Genomic DNA, 19,088 nt, shown 5'->3' with positions numbered 1-19,088 from the left:
CAACCGATGGACGGCGTCACCATCGTCACGCACCCCCTCGTGCAGCACAAGCTGACCCTGATGCGGGACAAGGCCCGCTCGACCAAGGGCTTCCGCCAGCTCCTGAACGAGATCGGCATGCTGCTCTGCTACGAGGTGACGCGCGATCTGCCGCTCGAACAGGTGGAGATCGAGACGCCGCTCGGCGCCATGACGGCGCCGGTCATCGCCGGCAAGAAGCTCGTCTTCGCGCCCATCCTGCGTGCCGGCGTCGGCTTTCTCGACGGCATGCTGAGCCTCGTGCCGGCAGCGCGTGTCGCCCACATCGGCCTCTACCGTGACCCCGAGACGCTCACCGCTGTCGAATACTATTTCAAGGCGCCCTCCGACCTCGCCGAGCGCCTCGTCGTGGTCATGGACCCGATGCTCGCCACGGCGAACTCGGCCGTTGCCGCGATCGACCGCCTGAAGGAGCACGGCGCCAGGGATATCCGCTTCGTCTGCCTCCTCGCTGCGCCCGAAGGCGTGCGCAAGCTGCGCGCCGCCCACCCCGACGTGCACATCTGGACGGCCTCGGTCGACAGCCACCTCAACGACCATGGCTACATCGTGCCGGGCCTCGGCGACGCCGGCGACCGCATGTACGGCACCAAGTGATCCGGTGGCCCTGAGGCCGCGCCGCGCGCCGATGGGAGGAAGCGAACGGCCATGATCGTCGTCTTCGGCTCGCTCAACGCCGATCTCGTGACCCGCGTGCCGCGCATCCCGGGCCCGGGCGAGACCGTGCTCGGCCCTGCCTACGCCGTTCATCCCGGCGGCAAGGGCGCGAACCAGGCCCTCGCCGCCGCGCGTGCCGGCGCCAGGGTCGCCATGGTCGGCGCCGTGGGCCACGACGGCCTGGCGGAGGCGGCGCTGTCGCTGCTCGTGGCCGAGGGCGTCGACATCTCCGGCGTCGCCCGCGTGGACACGCCCACCGGCGCGGCCTTCATCTCGGTCGACGACCGGGGCGAGAACGCCATCGTGGTGGCGGCCGGCGCCAACGGCGCGGCCAAGGCGGCGCAGCTCGAGAACCTCGCCTTCGGCGAGGGGGATCTCCTTCTCCTGCAACGGGAGGTGCCCGAGGCCGAATGCCTCGCCGCCGCCGAGGCGGCCAAGGCGCGCGGCACCCGCGTCATGCTCAACCTGGCGCCGGCGGGCGCGCCCGATCCGGCGCTCCTCGCCCTCCTCGACATTCTCGTCATGAACGAGCACGAGGCTGCCCTCCTCGCCGAGGCGCTCGCACTCGACAGCGAGGACCCGCTCGCCGTGGCGAAGCACATGGACGAGGAGCGCGGCATCGCCACCATCGTCACGCTCGGCGCCCAGGGCGTGGTCGGCTGGACGCGGGGCGTGCGCCGCGCCGGCCCGGCCCTGCCGGTCGCGGTCGTGGACACGACTGCGGCGGGCGATGCCTTCTGCGGCGCCTTCGCCGCCGCGCTCGACCGGGGCTTCGGCTTCGGCGGCGCCCTGCACCGCGGTGTCGCCGCCGGCGGGCTCGCCTGCACCAGGGCCGGAGCTCAGCCGAGCCTGCCGCGCGCGGCGGAGATCGAGGCCGCCGTCACGGCCCATTTCGCCTGACCCCGGGCGAAGGACCCCGCCATCACGCATTCTCGGCATCGCGGCAACCGACCTTTCACCGCCTCACCGCATCATGGCGCCGTCTCCCGCCGATGCGTCGGCGGGAGACGTATGCGGAGTCTCGCAGGCGCGAACCGCAAGACATGAGGATGACGACGAAACGTCCATGACGGGCCTCTTCGCCAAGACGGCGGCCACCGCCGTGGCCATTGCGGGCGTCGCCCTTTTCGCCACGAGCGACCTCGCTTCGCGCCTCGCATCCCGCTTCCCGGACGCGGACCTCGCGTCAGCGGGAGCCGCGCCGGGCGCGCAGGGAGCTGCCCGGGCGAGCGGGACGGCGGTGGTGCTCCCCGCTGCGCGCAACGGCCACTTCTTCGCCGACACGCTGATCAACGGCGCGCGTGTGCGCATGATGGTCGACACCGGCGCGAGCCTTGTATCCCTGTCGGAGGAGGATGCGGCGCGGGCCGGCATCCGCCCCTTCCCGAGCGACTACAAGTTCACGCTGTACACGGCGAACGGCATCGCCAGGGGGGCGGAGGTCACGCTGCGCGAGGTCGAGCTCGCCGGCATCCGCCTGCGCGACGTGCGCGCCGTGGTCTTGCCGAGGGGCCTGCTCGCGAGCGGCAGCCTCCTCGGCATGTCGTTCCTGTCGCGCCTCTCCGGCTTCGAGACAGGTCCCGACCGCATGGTGCTGAAACCGTGAAGGCTGAACGAACGTTCAGCGGACGGCCCATCTTCCGCCGCCTTCGCCCGCGACAAGACCGCCATGCATCGGGAAATCGCCATTGAACGGTAACGCCGTTGCGCTATCCACCGGGTGGCTCCCACCCGCCGGACAAGGCCCATCGACCATCGACCGACGTTGTGAATCGGACCGTTCCACCGGATGCTGACAACCGTCGGATATGATCCCGAGCCGTCACGCCACAAGGATGAAGCGAACGACATGTTTCCGAAGCCCCTTCCCTCGCTGACGCCGAACACCTACGACTACGAGTCGCTGCCGATGGTGAAGCCGACGGGCTTCCGCGAGTACGACGCGCGCTGGCTGTTCCAGAAGGAAATCAACCTGATGGGCGTGCAGGCGCTCGGCATGGGCCTCGGCACGCTCATCCACGAACTCGGCGTCAGGCCCGAGATCATCACCGGCCACGACTTCCGCGGCTATTCCTCCGCCATCAAATACGCGCTCGTCTCCGGCCTCATGGCGGCCGGCATCAGGGTCAAGGACATCGGCCTCGCGCTCTCGCCCATGGCCTATTTCGCGCAGTTCGCGCTCGACGTGCCGGCGGTCGCGATGGTCACCGCCTCGCACAACGACAACGGCTGGACAGGCGTGAAGATGGGCGCCAATCGCCCGCTCACCTTCGGCCCCGAGGAGATGGGGCGGCTGAAGGAGATCGTGCTCTCCGCCGCCTTCCGGCTGCAGCCCGGCGGGACTTACGAATTCGTCGAGAACTTCGCGGCGCGCTACATCGCCGACCTGACCGACCGGCCGAAGATCAAGCGCCGACTCAAGGTGGTCGCCGCCTGCGGCAACGGCACGGCCGGCGCCTTCGCGCCGCAGGTGCTCGAGGCGATCGGCTGCGAGGTCATCCCCCTCGACACCGAGCTCGACCACACCTTCCCTCGCTACAACCCCAATCCCGAGGACATGAAGATGCTTCATGCCATCGCGGACAAGGTGCGCGAGACGGGGGCGGATGTCGGCCTCGGCTTCGACGGCGACGGTGACCGCTGCGGCGTCGTCGACAACGAGGGCGAGGAGATCTTCGCCGACAAGATCGGCGTCATGCTGGCGCGCGACCTCTCCGCGCTCCATCCGGGCGCGACCTTCGTCGTCGACGTGAAGTCGACCGGCCTCTTCATCACCGATCCGGTCCTGCGCGAGAACGGCGTCAAGGCCGACTACTGGAAGACCGGCCACAGCTACATCAAACGCCGCGTCACCGAGCTCAACGCCCTCGCCGGCTTCGAGAAATCCGGCCACTTCTTCTTCAATGCCCCGATCGGCCGGGGCTACGACGACGGCCTCGTCACCGCGCTCGCCGTCTGCGACATGCTCGACCGCAACCCGGACAAGAGCATGGCCGACCTCTACCGGGCGCTGCCGCGCACCTGGGGCACGCCGACCATGGCCCCCCACTGCGCCGACGAGATCAAGTACGAGGTCGTCGACCGCGTGGTGAAGCGCTTCGAGAGCGTGAAGGCCGGGGGCGGCGCGGTCGCCGGCCAGAAGATCCGCGACCTCGTCACCGTCAACGGCGTGCGCGTCGTGGCCGAGGACGGCACGTGGGGCCTCGTGCGCGCCTCCTCCAACAAGCCGGAGCTCGTCGTCGTCGTCGAGAGCCCGGTGTCGGAAGAGCGCATGCGCGAGATGTTCAAGGCGGTCGACGGCGTCATCCGCGAGAACCCGGAAGTGGGCGCCTACAACCAGACGATCTGACGGTCAATCAGCGCGCTGCAGGCCGAACAGCAGAACGGCCGCCGGAGGGGCGGCCGTTCCTGTTTCGTCGGCAAGTCGGGAGGGCGAGGGTCTCGCGCCGATGCGCCGGCCTATACGGGGAAGCCGTGCGCCCTCAGCTCGGCCGCGAAGGCATCGGGCGTGGTGAAGTGGTGGGCGTGCATGCCGACGGCGCGCGCGGCCGCGACGTTGCGGGGGCTGTCGTCGACGAAGATGCAGTCGCCGGCCGCAAGCCCATAGCGGTCGAGGAACAGGCTGTAGATGGCGAGATCGGGCTTGAGGAGCCCCACCTCGGCAGAGACGACGATGCCCTCAAAGCCCTCGAGGAAGGGAAAGCGCAACCGCGCCTCGACGAATTTCTCGTCGGAGAAGTTGGTGATGGCGTAGGTCGGCACGCCCGCGCTGCGCAGACGATCGAGAATGGCGACCGTGCCCTGAATCGCCCCGGGAACCATCTCGTGCCAGCGCTCGTCATAGGCGGCGATCTCCGCCCGCCACTGCGGGAAGGCGGCCGAGAGCTCGGCCACCGCATCGGCCCAGCGCCGGCCGCGGTCCTGTTCAAGGTTCCACGCCGGGGTGCAGACCGTGCCGAGAAACGCCTCGACCTTGCCCTCGTCGCCGCCAAAGATCTTCCGGTAGAGATGGCGGGGGTCCCACTCGATCAGCACATTGCCGATGTCGAAGACGACGATGCGAGCAGGCGACGGTGCGGGGGCGTGCATGTTCCTGAGCCTATCGGAGCGTCGGGGCGTTCCTGGAGCACTTCCCGATTCAATTGAATCGGGAAGTGCGTCTATCTTTTTGAGAATAGAGCATTTTCTTCGCCGAACCGGCGACCACCTCGGCGGAAAATGCTCTAGCCCGGCGGGTGATCGCTTGCAACCAACTCAGGTCGGGGGAGGAGGGCAGCTGTCGGCCAGTCCCACGCGCGGGACGAGCCGCGGCGTCATGTAGATTTCGTCCCGCATGACGATGGTGCCGGTAATCATATAGCCGATGGTGGGCGTGTAGTGGAATTCCGTGTCCGCGCGGATGATGCTCGGTGTCCTGCCCGGCACCGCAATGCCGTCGGGCAGGGTCACTCCGGCTCCTTTTGGCAGACGATCGAGGCCAAAGCCGCAGCTCCAGAGCACCGTTGCCTTTCCTGCGGCATCTATATCGATGCTGGTGATCCGCATGCGGATATCTTTGCTCTCGTAGGGCTGCATGACGGCGCTCGCTGCATTGAACACGTTTTTCAGGTCGGACTGGTTGACCGTGTTCGTCCTCGCCACGAGGTCCGCCAACGTGCGCGTCAAGGGATACAGCTTGCGCTTCGCGCCCCAGCCGTCCGCAAGCTCCACCAGCGTGAAGAACATGGCGACAAGGAGGGGAAACACGAGGGCGAACTCGATGGCTGACGCCCCGGCGACGTTGGCGGGCAGATCGCTCGCTCTCGCCGCTGTGCGTCGCGCGATGACGTGGAAAGACCCGTGCATCGTCATCAGGGTGACCCGGAACCCAAACCGCCGGATGGCGCGGCCGGCTGGAACGGTTCGCTGCGGAACGCGGCCGTGGCCATCAGCAGGCGGTTGCCGTTCGCCAGGTTGGAGATCGGCGAGGGGTAGTAGGGGATGAAGACCGGATACTCGGTAACGGCACGCACGACGACGATCTGCCCCGGGGTTCCCGGCTGGAACCCGAAGCCGGTCGTATCAAGCTTGCCGTCCTTGATAGGCAGCGGCACGCCGCCGATCGGGAAGGCGTCCATGGTCTTCACGTCGATGGCGACCTTGTCGCAACTCACGAAGGCGGGAAGATGGGCGCACAGCTCCTGCTTGAAGCGCGCCGCATCGAAGCCCCCATTCTGCGCCCGCCCGGTGAGGATCAGGCGGGCGGCGTCGGTCACCGCCGTTTCGAGGACCTGCCCGGCGGTGAAGACGATGGCCGTTTGGAGGACGGCGAAGAGCAATGCAGCGAAGGGCAAGGCCACCAGCGCGAATTCGATCGCCGTCGCACCACGCCGGTCGCGGCGGAACATGCGCCCCCATCGCCTGCCGTGCGCCAGAATGCCGCGATCTGCAGCCTTGTGCATTCGCTCCTCGTCGCCTCTGCCGGGCTCCCGGGCTGATCATTCGGATGTGCGGGGCTGAATGAACGGGTTCATCTGCCCCTCCTCCGAGTCGCCGAGCCCATCGATAGTGTGAAAGTCTTGCCGTTCCGTTAGATGAATCATCGAAATGCGGTCGACGCCGACCGACAGCGCGCGGCAGCGATCCCCGGATGGAAGAATGCTGGCTGGCGGGAAGGAACGGGAAGCACGAACCCCGGAGGCGGCAGCGCTACTGCCTCCCGGAGGCGAGGGAATTGCGCTGGCCGGCCTGGCCGCTGATCTCGCCGAAATACTTGTTGTTGTCGCCGAGGATGACGGACGGCTGGCAGTTCGGTGTGCAGGAATAGGACTCGCGTTCGAGCCCGCGCTGGACGGTGATGATCGCCTCGCTCGGCGCCTGCACGCGAATCATCGATTCCGCCAGCATGTTACCGGTGGCATCGAGGGCGATGAGGTTCGTCACGCCGTAGCTCTTGCCGGTGACGACGAGGATGCCGTTCTTCTGCACTGTGACGTCGGCGATCATGGGGTTGCCGACGATCACCGTCTGCGCCCGCTCGGGCAGGCGCACGATCTTGGCCTGATCGACCACGACGTCGACGGCATCCGGCGAGGCGGCCGACGCGACGGCCGATAGGGCGGCTAATGCGAGCCAAGCCACGCCGAGAAGGCGCGCCGGAAGGCGGTGCGCGACACGACCCTCGCTACGGCGCCTCGGCATGATCCCTGTCCCCACACGAGCCGGCTGCTCCTTCGCTGCACCATCGCCCGGAATGGTGAAGGATTGCCTAACCCGGTCACGGCGAGCCACATCGCAGGTGCCAAGGCACCATCCTGGGCGCATCCCCGACCGCCAACTTGCGCTCGCGGCGACGAGCGCTCCTTGCTTGAAAACCCAGTTCCTCGGCACGGAAGCTGATTGGCAGATGCGCGACATTATGGTATTAAAACACCACTATCAATCATAATAGACACGAAAAATACTATACTACCTGCAAATACGGCCGCGCGATCATCCATCGGACAATTCTCGCAAATACATTGAGTTTGCCGATTTCACTTTAACCAGGACGAAAGAGCGGATCGCTACCGTTGCACCGGTTCCGATCGACCCGCGAGGCAACGAGGGGGGGGCGGACGAAAACCGTGGTGCAAGGAGCAATCTCTATGGTGTCTCTTCTCTCCCGCTTCACCCAGGACGAGTCCGGCGCGACGGCGATCGAGTACGGCCTGATCGCCGGCCTGATCAGCGTCGTCATCATCGCGGCGGTGAGCGCCATCGGCACGGACCTCAAGGCGAAGTTCGAAGCCATTCAGAACGCCCTTTCGGGCGCCAAGCCGGCCTGACGACGGCTGCGCAGGCCCAGACGCAGCCGATCGGCGGGAACGCCGATCGTGCTCGGCCGGGCGGCAGATGCCGTGAGGCCCGGGCCACCATGAGCACGATCCCGCCCTGCTCGGAGAAGGAGAGAGGAACGACCGTTGCTTCAACGCCTCGGAACGACCTCGATGTCCAAGAGCGCCTTCCGGCCCGGCCGGGCCGGAAGGCACGTCCGACTTGTCGGGCGTCGAGCCCGGATTGCCCCTTCGTCACCGCGCCATACAGAGCCGGAAAGAGCCAGGCATTTGGAGAATTATGACTTTCTGCCAGAATAGATACCGCAGAAATAGACATTTAACCAGCATCGAAATCTGGCGGATACAGAGCTCTTTCGCAGTTCACTTTAACCTCGGCGAAAGGGGGGAATGGCTACCGTCGCCCGCGGTTCCGATCGGCCCACCGTGCAATGAAGGGCGGCGGACAAAACCGTGGTACTGAAGGAGCTCATTCCATGAAGTCACTTTTCTCCCGTTTCGCCGAGGACGAGTCGGGCGCGACCGCCATTGAATACGGCCTGATCGCTGGCCTGATCAGCGTTGTCATCATCGCGGCGGTGAGCGCCATCGGCACGGACCTCAAGGCGAAGTTCGAAGCGATCAAGACGGCCCTCGCGGGAGCCAAGGCGAGCTGACGGCTCGCTCGGCAGAGCCGCCCCCTGGCTCTGCCACCAGCGAAGGGCGTTCTTCCTGCGCACGCGGCCGGCGCTTTCGGCGCGCCGCGTGCGCCAGCATCCCCGAGAGGAGTCTGGGCAACCCGATGATGGCGATCTTCGCCCTTGTAGCCTTTCCCCTGCTCATGGCCTTCGCCGCCGCGAGCGATCTCGTCACCATGACGATCTCCAACCGCCTGAGCCTCGCGCTCTGCGCCGGCTTCTTCGTCGTGGCGCTCGCGAGCGGCCTGCCGCTTCCCGCCATCGGGATGCACATCCTGGCCGGCGCGCTCGTGTTGGCTGCGACCTTCGCGCTCTTCGCTCTCGGCTGGATCGGCGGGGGCGACGCCAAGCTCGCTGCCGCGACCGCGCTCTGGCTGGGCTTCGGCTCCCTTCTCGATTACCTGCTGCTCGCTGCCTTCGCCGGCGGCCTGCTGACGCTCGCCCTGCTCCTGGTGCGCAGCGTGCCGCTGCCGCGATTTGCCCTCGGTTGGGAGTGGGCGGCGCGCCTGCACCACCCGAAGACCGGCGTTCCCTACGGCATAGCCCTCGCCTTCGCCGGGCTCGTCGTCTATCCGCATTCGGCGATCTGGAAGGCAGCCGCAGCCTTCTGACGGAACGGCCCCGAGGCGCCGGATACGGTCGATTAACCATAAGTTGACGATTGGCTGATCAAATCCGCCCGACGGCGTGGGAGGCCGTCGCCCGGATACGATCACCCATGAAGCCTGCCCGCCTGCTCGTCCTCGGCATCGCCCTCGTCGCCGGTGTTGCGGCCGCCTATCTCGCCGCCGGCAAGAAGGCGCCCGCTCCCGTCGTCAAGGTCGAGGCACCGCGCCCGAACACGAGCGACGTGCTGGTGACGGCGGTCGAGGTGCCGATGGGCAACGGCCTCAAGGCCGGTGACCTGCGCTGGCAGGCCTGGCCGGCCGATTCCGTGCCGCCCGGCGTCATCCTGCGCAAGGACCGCCCCGGCGCCATCGAGGAACTGACCGGCGCCATCGCCCGCACCGCACTGCTCAACGGCGAACCCGTGCGCAGCGAACGGCTGATCAAGACCGACGGTACCGGCTTCATGTCGGCGATCCTGCCATCGGGCATGCGCGCGGTCGCCATTTCCATCGACAACCGCGGCGCCTCCTCGGCCGGCGGCTTCGTTCTGCCCAACGACCATGTGGACGTCATCCGCACCTACCGCGACGAGGAAGCCTCGAAGGCGCAGGGCATCGACGTCTACGTGTCCGAGACGATCCTGCGCAACGTGCGCGTGCTCGCCATCGGCCAGACCGTGCAGGAGCGCAACGGCGACAAGGTCGTCACCGGCGAGACGGCGACGCTCGAGGTCGACCCGTCCCAGGCCGAGGTCCTGACGCTCGCCCAGAAGGTGGGCCACATCTCGCTCGTCCTGCGCTCTCTCGCCGACGTCAATCAGACCGGCATCCCCCTGGCCTCGGCGGAGGACGGCGCCCTCACCGTCGTGCGCTACGGCGTGCCGAAACAGACCCCGAGGCGCTGACATCATGCCGCTGCCGATCGACGATAGGCCCGAGATGGAGCGCCGCATTCCTGCGCAAAGGCGCGCCCGCGCGCTGCCGTTCCTGGCCGCCTGCCTCGCGGCCGCCGCGGCCGGGCTCGCCCCCGCCGGGGCGCAGACCGTGGCCGCCCCCCAGCTCAACGTCGGCGCCCACGAGCAGGCGGTCGCCCGCCGGATCGACCTGTCCATCGGCAAGTCTCTCATCGTCGACCTGCCGCGCGACGCCAAGGAGGTCTTCGTCGCCAATCCGAAGGTGGCGAATGCCGTCGTGCGCTCGACGCGCAAGGTCTTCCTCATCGGCATGGCCGACGGTGCCACCTCGATCTTCGTCATGGACGCGGAGGGCCGTCAGATCGCGGCCTTCGAGATCACGGTCGGGCGTGATCTGACGACGCTGCGCCAGACCTTGCGCGCCTCCCTGCCCACGGCGGCCATCGAGGTGAAGCCCGCCGGCGATTCCGTCCTGCTCGTCGGCACCGTCGATTCCGCCGCCGATGCCCAGCGCGCCGTGGACATCGCCAACGCCTTCGTCGGCCAGAGCCAGCCCGGTGCCACAGGCAGCGCCGGCACCACCTCCGCCGGCGCGGCGTCGATCAGCATCGCCCCCGCCACCGTGACGGGCAAGGTGATCAACTCGCTCACCGTCCGCGGCAAGGATCAGGTGATGCTCAAGGTCACGGTGGCCGAGGTGCAGCGCTCCGTCCTCAAGCAGCTCGGCATCAACTCCTTCGGCACCTGGCAGATCGGCGACTTCAAGACCAGCTTCCTGCTCGACAACCCGTTCTCGATCCAGAACCAGGTCCTGTCGAACACCCAGATCGGCGCCGGGCTGCGCTCCGCGGCCCCGAACAACTTCACCCTGCGCGCCCTCGAGCGGCAGGGCGTCATGCGCACCCTCGCCGAACCCAATCTCACGGCCATCTCCGGCGAGAGCGCCAAATTTCTCGCCGGCGGCGAGATCCCCGTGCCGAAGAGCCAGGACTGCGACACCGACATCATCGGCCGCCGCACCTGCAATATCGGCGTCGAGTACAAGCCCTTCGGCGTCACCCTCAACTTCACGCCCGTCGTCCTCTCGGAGGGGCGCATCAGCCTGCGCGTCGCCACCGAGGTCACGGACCTCGACTTCGAGAACCAGATCCGCTTCGACCAGATCAACGTGCCGGGCTTCAAGGTGCGCAAGACGGAGACGACGGTGGAGCTGCCCTCCGGCGCCTCGCTCGTCACAGCCGGTCTCATCCTCCAGGGCTCGCGCCAGGCCATCAACGGCTTTCCCGGCCTCATGAACATCCCGGTGCTCGGCGTCCTGTTCCGCTCGCGCGACTATCAGCGACAGGAGTCCGAGCTCATGATCTCGGTCACGCCTTACATCGCAAGGCCCATGAACCCGGGCGAGGTCACGCGGCCGGACGAAGGCTTCGTCGACGCCACCGACCCGCAGACCGTCCTTCTCGGGCGCCTCAACCGCATCTACGGCGCGACGGGCGCCAAGGCGCCGCCGCAGGGCTATCGCGGCCGCGTCGGCTTCATCAACGACTGAGGACCGGGAGAGCACGAAGGACGCCATGACGAAGCCGGCCACGCTCCTCCCTCCGCTGCGGCTCGCCGCCCTTGCGGCCGTCGCCCTGCCGCTCGCCGCCTGCGGCGCCGACCGCATCGTGACCGGCGCCACCATGCCGCAGGACTATCGCGAGCGGCATCCGATCGCGCTGGCCGACGCGGCGAAGACGCTCGACGTCTTCGTCACGCGCGGCCATGGGCTCGACCCGCGCCAGCGCGGCGACCTGCGCGACTTCGCCCTCGACTATCGGCGCACGGGCAAGAGCGGCCTCACCGCCTACGTGCCGACAGGCACCGGCGAGGACGCGGCGGTCGCCAGCACGCTCGGCGCCATCCGCCAGACGCTCTCGGAGGCCGGTGTCCCCGGCCGCTCCCTCGCCGTCGCCTCCTATCGCCCGGCCGACCCGGCACTCGCATCGACCATCCGGCTGAGCTACCGCGCCCTGCAAGCCAGGGTCGCGAGTCAGTGCGGTGAATGGCCGGCCGATCTCGCCGGCGGCGCCAGGCTCGCCACCTGGAGAAACGAGCCTCACTGGAACCTCGGCTGCGCCTATCAGGCCAATCTCGCCGCGCAGGTCGCCGATCCGCTCGATCTCGTGCGGGCACGCCCGGAGACCCGCGTCGACACGGCCAAGCGTCTCAACACCATCGAGAAGTGGCGCAAGTCGCAGGATCCGTCGACGCAGTACAAGCAGGATTCGACGAAGATCAACCAGGCCGTGGGGAGCAACTGATGAGGGCGATGCTCGGGCCGGACGCAGCACCGGCCGGACAGGCCGAGGGCGCGGGAGACCGCGTGATCGCGCCGGTGCCGCACATCACGCTGCAGGCCTTCTGCGAAACGGCGGAGCTCGCCGCAGCCGTCCAGGCCGCGGCGGGCGACCGGCGCATGCAGAAGGCGCTTCTCAAGGTGCAGATGGGCGGGGCGACGGCAGCGGTGGAGGCCTATCGCCACGCACCGACGCCCAACGTCATCCTCATCGAGGCAAGCGGCGAGCCCAGCACCATCGTCACCCACCTCGACGCCCTCGCCGAAGTCTGCGACCCCGGCACCAAGGTCATCGTCGTCGGCCATGTCAACGACGTCATCCTCTACCGCGAGCTGATGCGCCGCGGGGTCAGCGAATATCTGATCACGCCGATCGACGCGCTCACGGTGGTGAGCACCGTCTCCGAGATCTTTCATGCGCCTGGCGCCGACCCGATCGGACGGACCATCGCTGTCGTCGGCGCGAAGGGCGGCGTCGGCGCCTCCACGATCGCGCACAATCTCGCCTGGGCGATCGCGCGCAACATCGGCCTTGCGACGGTCATCGCCGACCTCGACATCGCCTTCGGCACTGCCGGCCTCGACTTCAACCAGGACCCGCCGCAGGGCATCGCCGAAGCGGTCTTCGCCCCCGACCGCCTGGACACGGCCCTGGTCGAGCGCCTGCTGTCGAAATGCAGCGACAACCTGAGCCTGCTCGCCGCGCCGGCGATGCTCGACCGGACCTGCGACCTGCCCGAGACAGCGCTCGACGGCCTCGCGGACATCCTGCGCAACATCATGCCCGCGGTGGTCTTCGATGTTCCGCACGTGTGGACGGCCTGGGTGCGGCATACGCTGATCGCAACCGACGACATCGTGGTCGTGGCCGCCCCCGATCTCGCCAGTCTCCGCAACGCGAAGAACCTCTTCGACCTGCTCCGGCAGACGCGGGCCAACGATCGGCTCCCGAAACTCGTCATGAACCAGATCGGCCTGCCCAAGCGCCCGGAGATCGCTGTTGCCGAATTTGCGAAGGCGCTCGGCATCGACATCGCCGCCAGCATCCCCTTCGACGCCCAGCTCTTCGGCACGGCCGCCAACAACGGCCAGATGATCGCCGAGGTGCAGGCCGGCGGCAAGATCGCCGAGGCCTTTGTGGAGCTCGCCGCGGCGATCACAGGGCGGACCGGGCCGCGCCGCTCGCGCAGCGCGCTGTTCGAGCCGCTGCTGGCCAAGCTCGCCCTGCGGCGGGCGTAACTGGACACGGGACTCAAGGCCAACGAGGTCGCCACAGAATGTTTGGCAAGCGGTCGACCCCAGGCGGCACCTCCACTTCCGCGCCCACGCGGCCGGCTCCCGCCGTCGGCGGCGCGCCTGCGGCCGTGCCCGCGGCCAACCTCGCGGGGGCGCCCCCGCCCCCCCGCCCGCAGCCGGCGGCGCAGACGCCGCTCACGATCGAGACGCGGCGGTCGGAGGAGTACTACCAGACCAAGAGCATGATCTTCGGCGCGCTGATCGAGGCCATCGACCTCGCCCAGCTGATCAAGCTCGACGCCGACAGCGCCCGCGAAGAGATCCGCGATATCGTCAACGAGATCATCGCGCTCAAGAACGTCGTCATGTCCATTGCCGAGCAGGAGGACCTGCTCGACGACATCTGCAACGACGTGCTCGGCTACGGCCCCCTGGAGCCACTGCTCGCGCGCGACGACATCGCCGACGTCATGGTCAACGGCGCCAACCGCACCTACATCGAGGTCGGCGGCAAGATCCAGCTGACCAATGTGCGCTTCCGCGACAACCAGCAGCTGATGAACATCTGCCAGCGGATCGTCAGCCAGGTCGGCCGGCGTGTCGACGAGGCCTCGCCCATCTGCGATGCGCGCCTGCCGGACGGGTCGCGCGTCAACGTCATCGTGCCCCCGCTCGCCATCGACGGCCCGGCGCTCACCATCCGCAAGTTCAAGCGCGACAAGCTGACCCTCGAGGATCTCGTGCGCTTCGGCTCGATCTCCAGGGAGGGCGCCGAGATCCTGCAGATCATCGGGCGCGTGCGGTGCAACACGCTCATCTCCGGCGGCACCGGTTCGGGCAAGACGACGCTGCTCAACTGCCTGACCCGCTTCATCGAGCACGACGAGCGCATCATCACCTGCGAGGACGCCGCGGAGCTGCAGCTCCAGCAGCCGCACGTCGTGCGCTTGGAAACGCGGCCGCCGAACCTCGAGGGCCAGGGGCAGGTGACGATGCGCGATCTCGTGCGCAACTGCCTGCGCATGCGGCCGGAGCGCATCATCGTCGGCGAGGTCCGCGGCCCCGAGGCCTTCGACCTCCTGCAGGCGATGAACACGGGCCACGACGGCTCGATGGGGACGCTGCACGCCAACTCCCCGCGCGAGGCGCTGTCACGCCTCGAATCCATGATCACCATGGGCGGCTTCTCGCTACCCTCGCGCACCATTCGCGAGATGATCTGCGCCTCGGTCGACGTCATCGTCCAGGCCGCGCGCCTGCGCGACGGTTCGCGCCGCATCACGCATGTCACCGAGATCATGGGCATGGAGGGCGACGTCATCATCACCCAGGACATCCTCGCCTACGACATCGTCGGCGAGGACGCGAGCGGTCGCCTCATCGGGCACCATCGCTCGACCGGCATCGGCCGCCCGCGCTTCTGGGATCGCGCCCGCTACTTCGGCGAGGAGCAGCGCCTCGCCAACGCGCTGGATGCCATGGAGCGGCGCGAGGTGGACGAGACGGTGTGAGGCAGGGGAGCGGCGGAACGTGGACCTGAGCCAGATCGCGGTGGCCTTCCTCGCGACCGTCGCGGCCGGCGGCGTCGCCTACGTGTTCCTCTATCCGCTGCTCTCGGGGGAGAAGAAGGCCGAGCAGCGCAAGAAGGCCCTCACCGCCCCCAACACGCAGCGCGTCCTCGACCGGGGCGCGATGGCGGCCGCAAGCCGCCGCGAGCAGGTCGCCCAGAGCCTCAGGGAGATGGAAGCGCGCGAGAAGGCGCGTCACAAGGCCACGCTGGAGACGCGGCTCGCCCGCGCCGGCCTTTCCTGGACGCGGCAGCGCTTCTTCGTCGTGAGCGGCGTGATCGGCTTCACGACGGGCCTCCTCCTCCTGGTCCTGTCCGGCCATGCGGTGATGGGCCTCGGCGGGCTCGTCATCGGTGGGCTCGGCCTGCCCCACTGGCTGCTTGCCTATCTGCGCCAGCGCCGCATCCGAAAGTTCATGGACGAGTTCCCCAATGCCGTGGACGTCATCGTGCGCGGCATCAAGGCCGGCCTGCCGCTCGGCGACTGCCTGCGCATCATCGCGAACGAAGCGGCGGAACCCGTCCGCTCCGAATTTCGCTTCGTCGTCGAGTCGCAGGCGCTCGGGCTGCCGGTCAGCGATGCGGTTGCCCGCCTGCCCGAGCGCGTGCCCGTGGCCGAAGCGAACTTCTTTTCCATCGTCATCGCCATCCAGCAGAAGTCCGGCGGCAATCTCTCCGAAGCGCTCGGCAACCTCTCGCGCGTCATCCGCGACCGCAAGAAGATGAAGGGCAAGATCACCGCAATGAGCGCGGAAGCAAAGTCATCGGCGATGATCATCGGTGCCCTTCCCTTCATCGTAGGCGGAATGGTCTACATGTCGAGCCCGAAATACGTCTCGCTTCTCTGGACGACACAGGTGGGCCAGCTGAGTCTCGTCGTCGCCGGCCTGTGGATGATCGTCGGCATGGCCGTGATGAAGAAGATGATTTCCTTCGATTTCTGAGGGAAAGAGGGCGGAAGGCACCGGGACATGATCGCTGCGATCTACGACAGGCTGAGCGACACGCAGTTCCTGCTGGCCGTGCTCACCGCCGTTGCGGCGGCAGCCACCGTGGTGACGGTGGCCATGCCCTTCGTCGAAACGGACAATCTCGGCCGGCGGATGAAGGCCGTCTCCGTCGAGCGCGACAAGATCCGCGCCCGCGAGCGCGAGCGCCTCGCCAAGGCCCAGCAGCGCGTCAGCCTGCGCCAGGAGCCCAAGGCCTACATGAAGCAGGCCGTCGAGCGCTTCAATCTCGGCCGCTGGCTCGGCACCGACACGGCCAAGCAGCGCCTCACCATGGCCGGCTACCGCGGCGAACAGGCGGAGGTCGCGTTCCTGTTCTTCCGCATGGTGATGCCGATCGGCCTGTTTCTCTTCACGCTGTTCTACGTCTTCGTCCTCGTCGACTTCAGCCAGCCGCCGGTGATCCGTTTCGGGATCGCGCTGTTCGCCGCCTATCTCGGCATCAAGGCGCCGGAGATCTACCTTGCCAACGTCATCCAGAAGCGGCAGCAGTCGATCCGGCGCGCCTGGCCGGACGCCCTCGACCTGCTGCTCATCTGCGTGGAATCGGGCATGTCGATCGAGCACGCCTTCCGCAAGGTGAGCCAGGAGGTCGGAACCCAGTCGATCCCGCTCGCCGAGGAACTGACGCTGACGACCGCCGAGCTGTCCTATCTGCCCGACCGGCGGCAGGCCTACGAGAACCTCGGCATGCGCACCGGCCTCGAGCCGGTGCGCAGCGTGGTGACGGCCCTCATCCAGGCCGAGCGCTACGGCACGCCGCTCGGCCAGGCGCTGCGCGTCCTGTCGCAGGAGAGCCGCGACCAGCGCATGACCGAAGCCGAGAAGAAGGCCGCAGCCCTGCCGCCGAAGCTCACCGTACCGATGATCATCTTCTTCCTGCCGGTGCTCTTCGTGGTGATCCTGACACCGGCCCTGATCCAGGTCTTCGGCTGGAAATAGAATTTCTACATACAATTCTTGTATGAGCTCATTTTGATTGAGTCTGTTTCATTTGAAATGAGGCTCAATCCCACTGCATCTCATGGAAACGAGACTGCCATGCGCATGGCGCATGTTCATATCAACCCGATCGGTCTGAGGGATCTCCCCCAGCTTCCCGGCCGGACCGTATCAGCTCTCCGTCGGACAGCTGCGTGACGGCGCAGATTGGCTTCGCCCGGCCAAGGCCGGTCGAATGCGGCCGATCCGAGGCGGAGGTCCGGGTTGCCCAACGGTCGCGGAGGTGTCGTCCACGCCGGCGAGGCGGCTGGTGTCGAGGCGGGTCATTTCGGGTGCGGGCAGGCTGTGCGACACTACCTGCCGCCCGGGACGGCGCGACGAGGATGGTCGCGCCGTCCCGGGCGGCTTGCGGGTTCAGCGCCCGTCGGGCGCGATGCCGCGAGTGTGGGACCTCGCACCGGGAGGTCGGTCATGCCCGTATTCGTCATGTTGACGCGCATCAGCCCGGAGGCGGTGCGTGCACCGAAGGCGTTGGAAGAGCTCGAGAAGCAGGTGATGGCCCGCATCCGCGAGCAGTGCCCGACGGTCGAGTGGCTCGGCAGCTACGCCGTGCTCGGGCCGCACGACTATGTCGACATATTCCGGGCAGACGGGGTGGAGACGGCCACCAAGGTCTCGACGCTCATCCGCACGTTCGGCCACGCACAGACCGAGATCTGGGCGGCCACCGAATGGGATCGTTTCAAGGACCTCATTCGAGATCTGCCGGGCACGGCGCCCTGAGCAACCGCAGGCCAGCCCAGCGAGGCTCCTCCGCCGACATGGACTGCGCCGGTGAAGGTGGGTTCGGGGCTCCCGCGCAGGGCGGTTAGCACCCTCGTGCGCGGGCCATGCCATCCGCCTGAACCGTTGCCGACAGGGACCGGGCCTTCTTGCCGGCATGACAATCGTTGCTCTGCCCGCCGAAAGGGCGTTGATGCACGCCTCACCGATGGCCGGCATCGCGCCGCCGCCGCGTGCAACCGTCACGCGTCAGCATGCCGGATCGCGCGGGCGTGGTTGAGCGGGGTCAGGCGCAGCACCTCGAAACGGCAACGACGGTGCCCCCCAGCATTCCTTCGACGACCGTCGACTGCGGGCGTGCCACGCGCTTCGCGACGCCCACACCGTCGACAACCCGGTCGCTCGGATGGACCACAATCTCGCCGCCGGCCCCGAACCCCGAGATCACCTCCGCCGAGCGGCCGTTCTGCTGCCCGACCTCGAGGGGCACTACCCGGGCCCGCCCGTCCCGCGGCCGACGTCGAGAACGTGATCGCCGCGCCGCAAGGCCCCGATCGCCACTGATCGCTCGCGAAAGGCTGCCCCCCGATCCGAAGAGCAGGCAGATCGGGTCATACCATGGGGCGAGCTTGAGAAGCTGTCGACGGTTCATGCCTGTTTCCTTTCGCTTTGCCGCCCCCGCCTTGCGTTTGTGCCCTCCCCCGGTTGGTCGCCCGCAATGGGGCAGGTCGCGCGAAGGCGCACAGGCGGTCGAGCGGTTGGGATCAGTTCTCCCGGCTCGTCGAAAGCCGCCGTGAGCCGACCTCGGCTGCGCCTCTGCCCTCTGGGCAAGCCCCAGATTCAGACGATCGCGCGAGGAGGGCGACGCGCCGGCTCGGGCTCCGCGGCATTGCCGGTGGACACTGTCAGGCTGAGAAATCCGGATAGGACGGGAAGGTCCGGAATGGGCACACCCGCTGCTGGCAGGGCGAGATTGCAGGTCGTGGATCACGCCCGGGCGCAAGCCCTGGACTGTGCCTGGTCACACGCGCCTCGGCCGATGCCATCGCAGCAACGGCTGTGCGCAACGGCGGCGGCCGACAGCGATCCTTCATTCGTCCCCGGCGATTCGGCTGCACTCGCGGCCAAGGTCGCTGCAAAGGCAAGGGAGGGCGCGGGAGCATGGCGCGGGTTGATGCCCATGGCAAGAACCGCGCTGGCAATCAGGCCGATAACCAGAAAGAGCCGCGTCCGCGCGAGGCCGCCGACCGAGCCCCCCTGCCCCCCTGCCCGCCGAACTCTCTCCGGGAACGCCCATCGCCTGCGCGCCCATCCATGGTTCACCCATGACACCGGATCCCAACCTGCCCGCTGGCATCTTGACATGTATCAACCTACAGCTGCACGCACCCCGCCCTGATTTCCCTCGCCCGGCCTGATGACACGCGACGCTCTCGCGCGCCTTTGGTCTTCCCCATTGCAGCACCCCAGGCACGGCGACGGGAGTCTTGACGAAGTGGCCTTCC

At 67.8% G+C, this 19,088-nt stretch carries 19 protein-coding genes; 15 read left to right on the top strand and 4 right to left on the bottom strand.

All coding sequences use genetic code 11. From position 1 onward, the window contains the following. Positions 1-6: 6 nt before the first annotated feature. From upp to QNA08_RS05340, 4 genes are all read left to right on the top strand, one after another. The gene (gene upp / locus QNA08_RS05355; RefSeq protein WP_283739635.1) at positions 7-636 is read left to right on the top strand and encodes a uracil phosphoribosyltransferase; all 630 of its coding nucleotides are present in this window, start codon (positions 7-9) and stop codon (positions 634-636) included. 51 nt (positions 637-687) lie between these two features. Then, on the top strand, positions 688-1,596 hold the full coding sequence (locus QNA08_RS05350) for a ribokinase (protein WP_283739634.1): 909 nt from the start codon (positions 688-690) through the stop codon (positions 1,594-1,596). 166 nt (positions 1,597-1,762) lie between these two features. Continuing rightward, on the top strand, positions 1,763-2,302 hold the full coding sequence (locus QNA08_RS05345; RefSeq protein WP_283739633.1) for a retropepsin-like aspartic protease family protein: 540 nt from the start codon (positions 1,763-1,765) through the stop codon (positions 2,300-2,302). Positions 2,303-2,545: 243 nt separating this feature from the next. Next, positions 2,546-4,045 (top strand): phosphomannomutase/phosphoglucomutase, encoded by a 1,500-nt coding sequence (locus QNA08_RS05340; protein ID WP_283739632.1) that lies wholly within the window; start codon positions 2,546-2,548, stop codon positions 4,043-4,045. Between the two features lie 110 nt (positions 4,046-4,155). On the opposite strand, the gene QNA08_RS05335 is transcribed toward QNA08_RS05340, so the two are convergent. From QNA08_RS05335 to QNA08_RS05320, 4 genes are all read right to left on the bottom strand, one after another. Then, positions 4,156-4,785, bottom strand: a complete 630-nt coding sequence (locus tag QNA08_RS05335; protein ID WP_283739631.1) for an HAD family hydrolase — start codon at positions 4,783-4,785, stop codon at positions 4,156-4,158. 165 nt (positions 4,786-4,950) lie between these two features. Continuing rightward, a complete protein-coding gene (locus tag QNA08_RS05330) occupies positions 4,951-5,547 on the bottom strand; it encodes a TadE/TadG family type IV pilus assembly protein (protein ID WP_283739630.1) in 597 nt (198 codons plus the stop codon). Then, positions 5,547-6,083, bottom strand: a complete 537-nt coding sequence (locus tag QNA08_RS05325) for a TadE/TadG family type IV pilus assembly protein (RefSeq protein WP_283739629.1) — start codon at positions 6,081-6,083, stop codon at positions 5,547-5,549. Before QNA08_RS05325 ends, QNA08_RS05330 begins: the two co-directional genes overlap by 1 nt. Positions 6,084-6,384: 301 nt before the next feature. Next, positions 6,385-6,876, bottom strand: a complete 492-nt coding sequence (locus QNA08_RS05320) for a pilus assembly protein N-terminal domain-containing protein (RefSeq protein WP_283739628.1) — start codon at positions 6,874-6,876, stop codon at positions 6,385-6,387. Between the two features lie 446 nt (positions 6,877-7,322). Here QNA08_RS05320 and QNA08_RS05315 point away from each other — a divergent pair, with 446 nt between their 5' ends. The 11 genes from QNA08_RS05315 (at position 7,323) to QNA08_RS05265 (ending at position 17,583) form a co-directional block, all read left to right on the top strand. After that, positions 7,323-7,502, top strand: coding sequence for a Flp family type IVb pilin (locus QNA08_RS05315; protein ID WP_283739627.1), 180 nt, complete (start codon positions 7,323-7,325; stop codon positions 7,500-7,502). A gap of 485 nt (positions 7,503-7,987) precedes the next feature. Continuing rightward, entirely contained in the window at positions 7,988-8,167 is a 180-nt protein-coding gene (locus QNA08_RS05310) for a Flp family type IVb pilin (protein ID WP_283739626.1), read from the top strand. Positions 8,168-8,292: 125 nt separating this feature from the next. Continuing rightward, the gene (locus tag QNA08_RS05305) at positions 8,293-8,799 is read left to right on the top strand and encodes an A24 family peptidase (RefSeq protein ID WP_283739625.1); all 507 of its coding nucleotides are present in this window, start codon (positions 8,293-8,295) and stop codon (positions 8,797-8,799) included. A gap of 107 nt (positions 8,800-8,906) precedes the next feature. After that, positions 8,907-9,701, top strand: a complete 795-nt coding sequence (cpaB, locus tag QNA08_RS05300) for a Flp pilus assembly protein CpaB (RefSeq protein ID WP_283739624.1) — start codon at positions 8,907-8,909, stop codon at positions 9,699-9,701. A gap of 4 nt (positions 9,702-9,705) precedes the next feature. Next, a complete protein-coding gene (locus QNA08_RS05295) occupies positions 9,706-11,259 on the top strand; it encodes a type II and III secretion system protein family protein (RefSeq protein WP_283739623.1) in 1,554 nt (517 codons plus the stop codon). A gap of 25 nt (positions 11,260-11,284) precedes the next feature. Beyond that, positions 11,285-12,013, top strand: coding sequence for a CpaD family pilus assembly protein (locus tag QNA08_RS05290; RefSeq protein ID WP_283739622.1), 729 nt, complete (start codon positions 11,285-11,287; stop codon positions 12,011-12,013). An 8-nt stretch (positions 12,014-12,021) separates the two neighbouring features. Next, entirely contained in the window at positions 12,022-13,287 is a 1,266-nt protein-coding gene (locus QNA08_RS05285; protein ID WP_283739712.1) for a CpaE/TadZ family protein, read from the top strand. Positions 13,288-13,325: 38 nt separating this feature from the next. Next, positions 13,326-14,795 carry a TadA family conjugal transfer-associated ATPase gene (locus QNA08_RS05280; RefSeq protein ID WP_283739621.1) on the top strand — a complete coding sequence of 490 codons (1,470 nt, stop codon included), beginning with the start codon at positions 13,326-13,328 and terminating at the stop codon, positions 14,793-14,795. Between the two features lie 19 nt (positions 14,796-14,814). Beyond that, a complete protein-coding gene (locus tag QNA08_RS05275) occupies positions 14,815-15,795 on the top strand; it encodes a type II secretion system F family protein (RefSeq protein WP_283739620.1) in 981 nt (326 codons plus the stop codon). 27 nt (positions 15,796-15,822) lie between these two features. Further along, positions 15,823-16,800, top strand: coding sequence for a type II secretion system F family protein (locus QNA08_RS05270; protein ID WP_283739619.1), 978 nt, complete (start codon positions 15,823-15,825; stop codon positions 16,798-16,800). A 471-nt stretch (positions 16,801-17,271) separates the two neighbouring features. After that, a complete protein-coding gene (locus tag QNA08_RS05265) occupies positions 17,272-17,583 on the top strand; it encodes a GYD domain-containing protein (RefSeq protein WP_283739618.1) in 312 nt (103 codons plus the stop codon). Positions 17,584-19,088: the final 1,505 nt, after the last annotated feature.

Origin of the sequence: Chelatococcus albus, assembly GCF_030067675.1 — a bacterium.
Classification (GTDB): domain Bacteria; phylum Pseudomonadota; class Alphaproteobacteria; order Rhizobiales; family Beijerinckiaceae; genus Chelatococcus_A; species Chelatococcus_A albus.
This window is presented reverse-complemented; position numbering and strand designations above follow the sequence as displayed.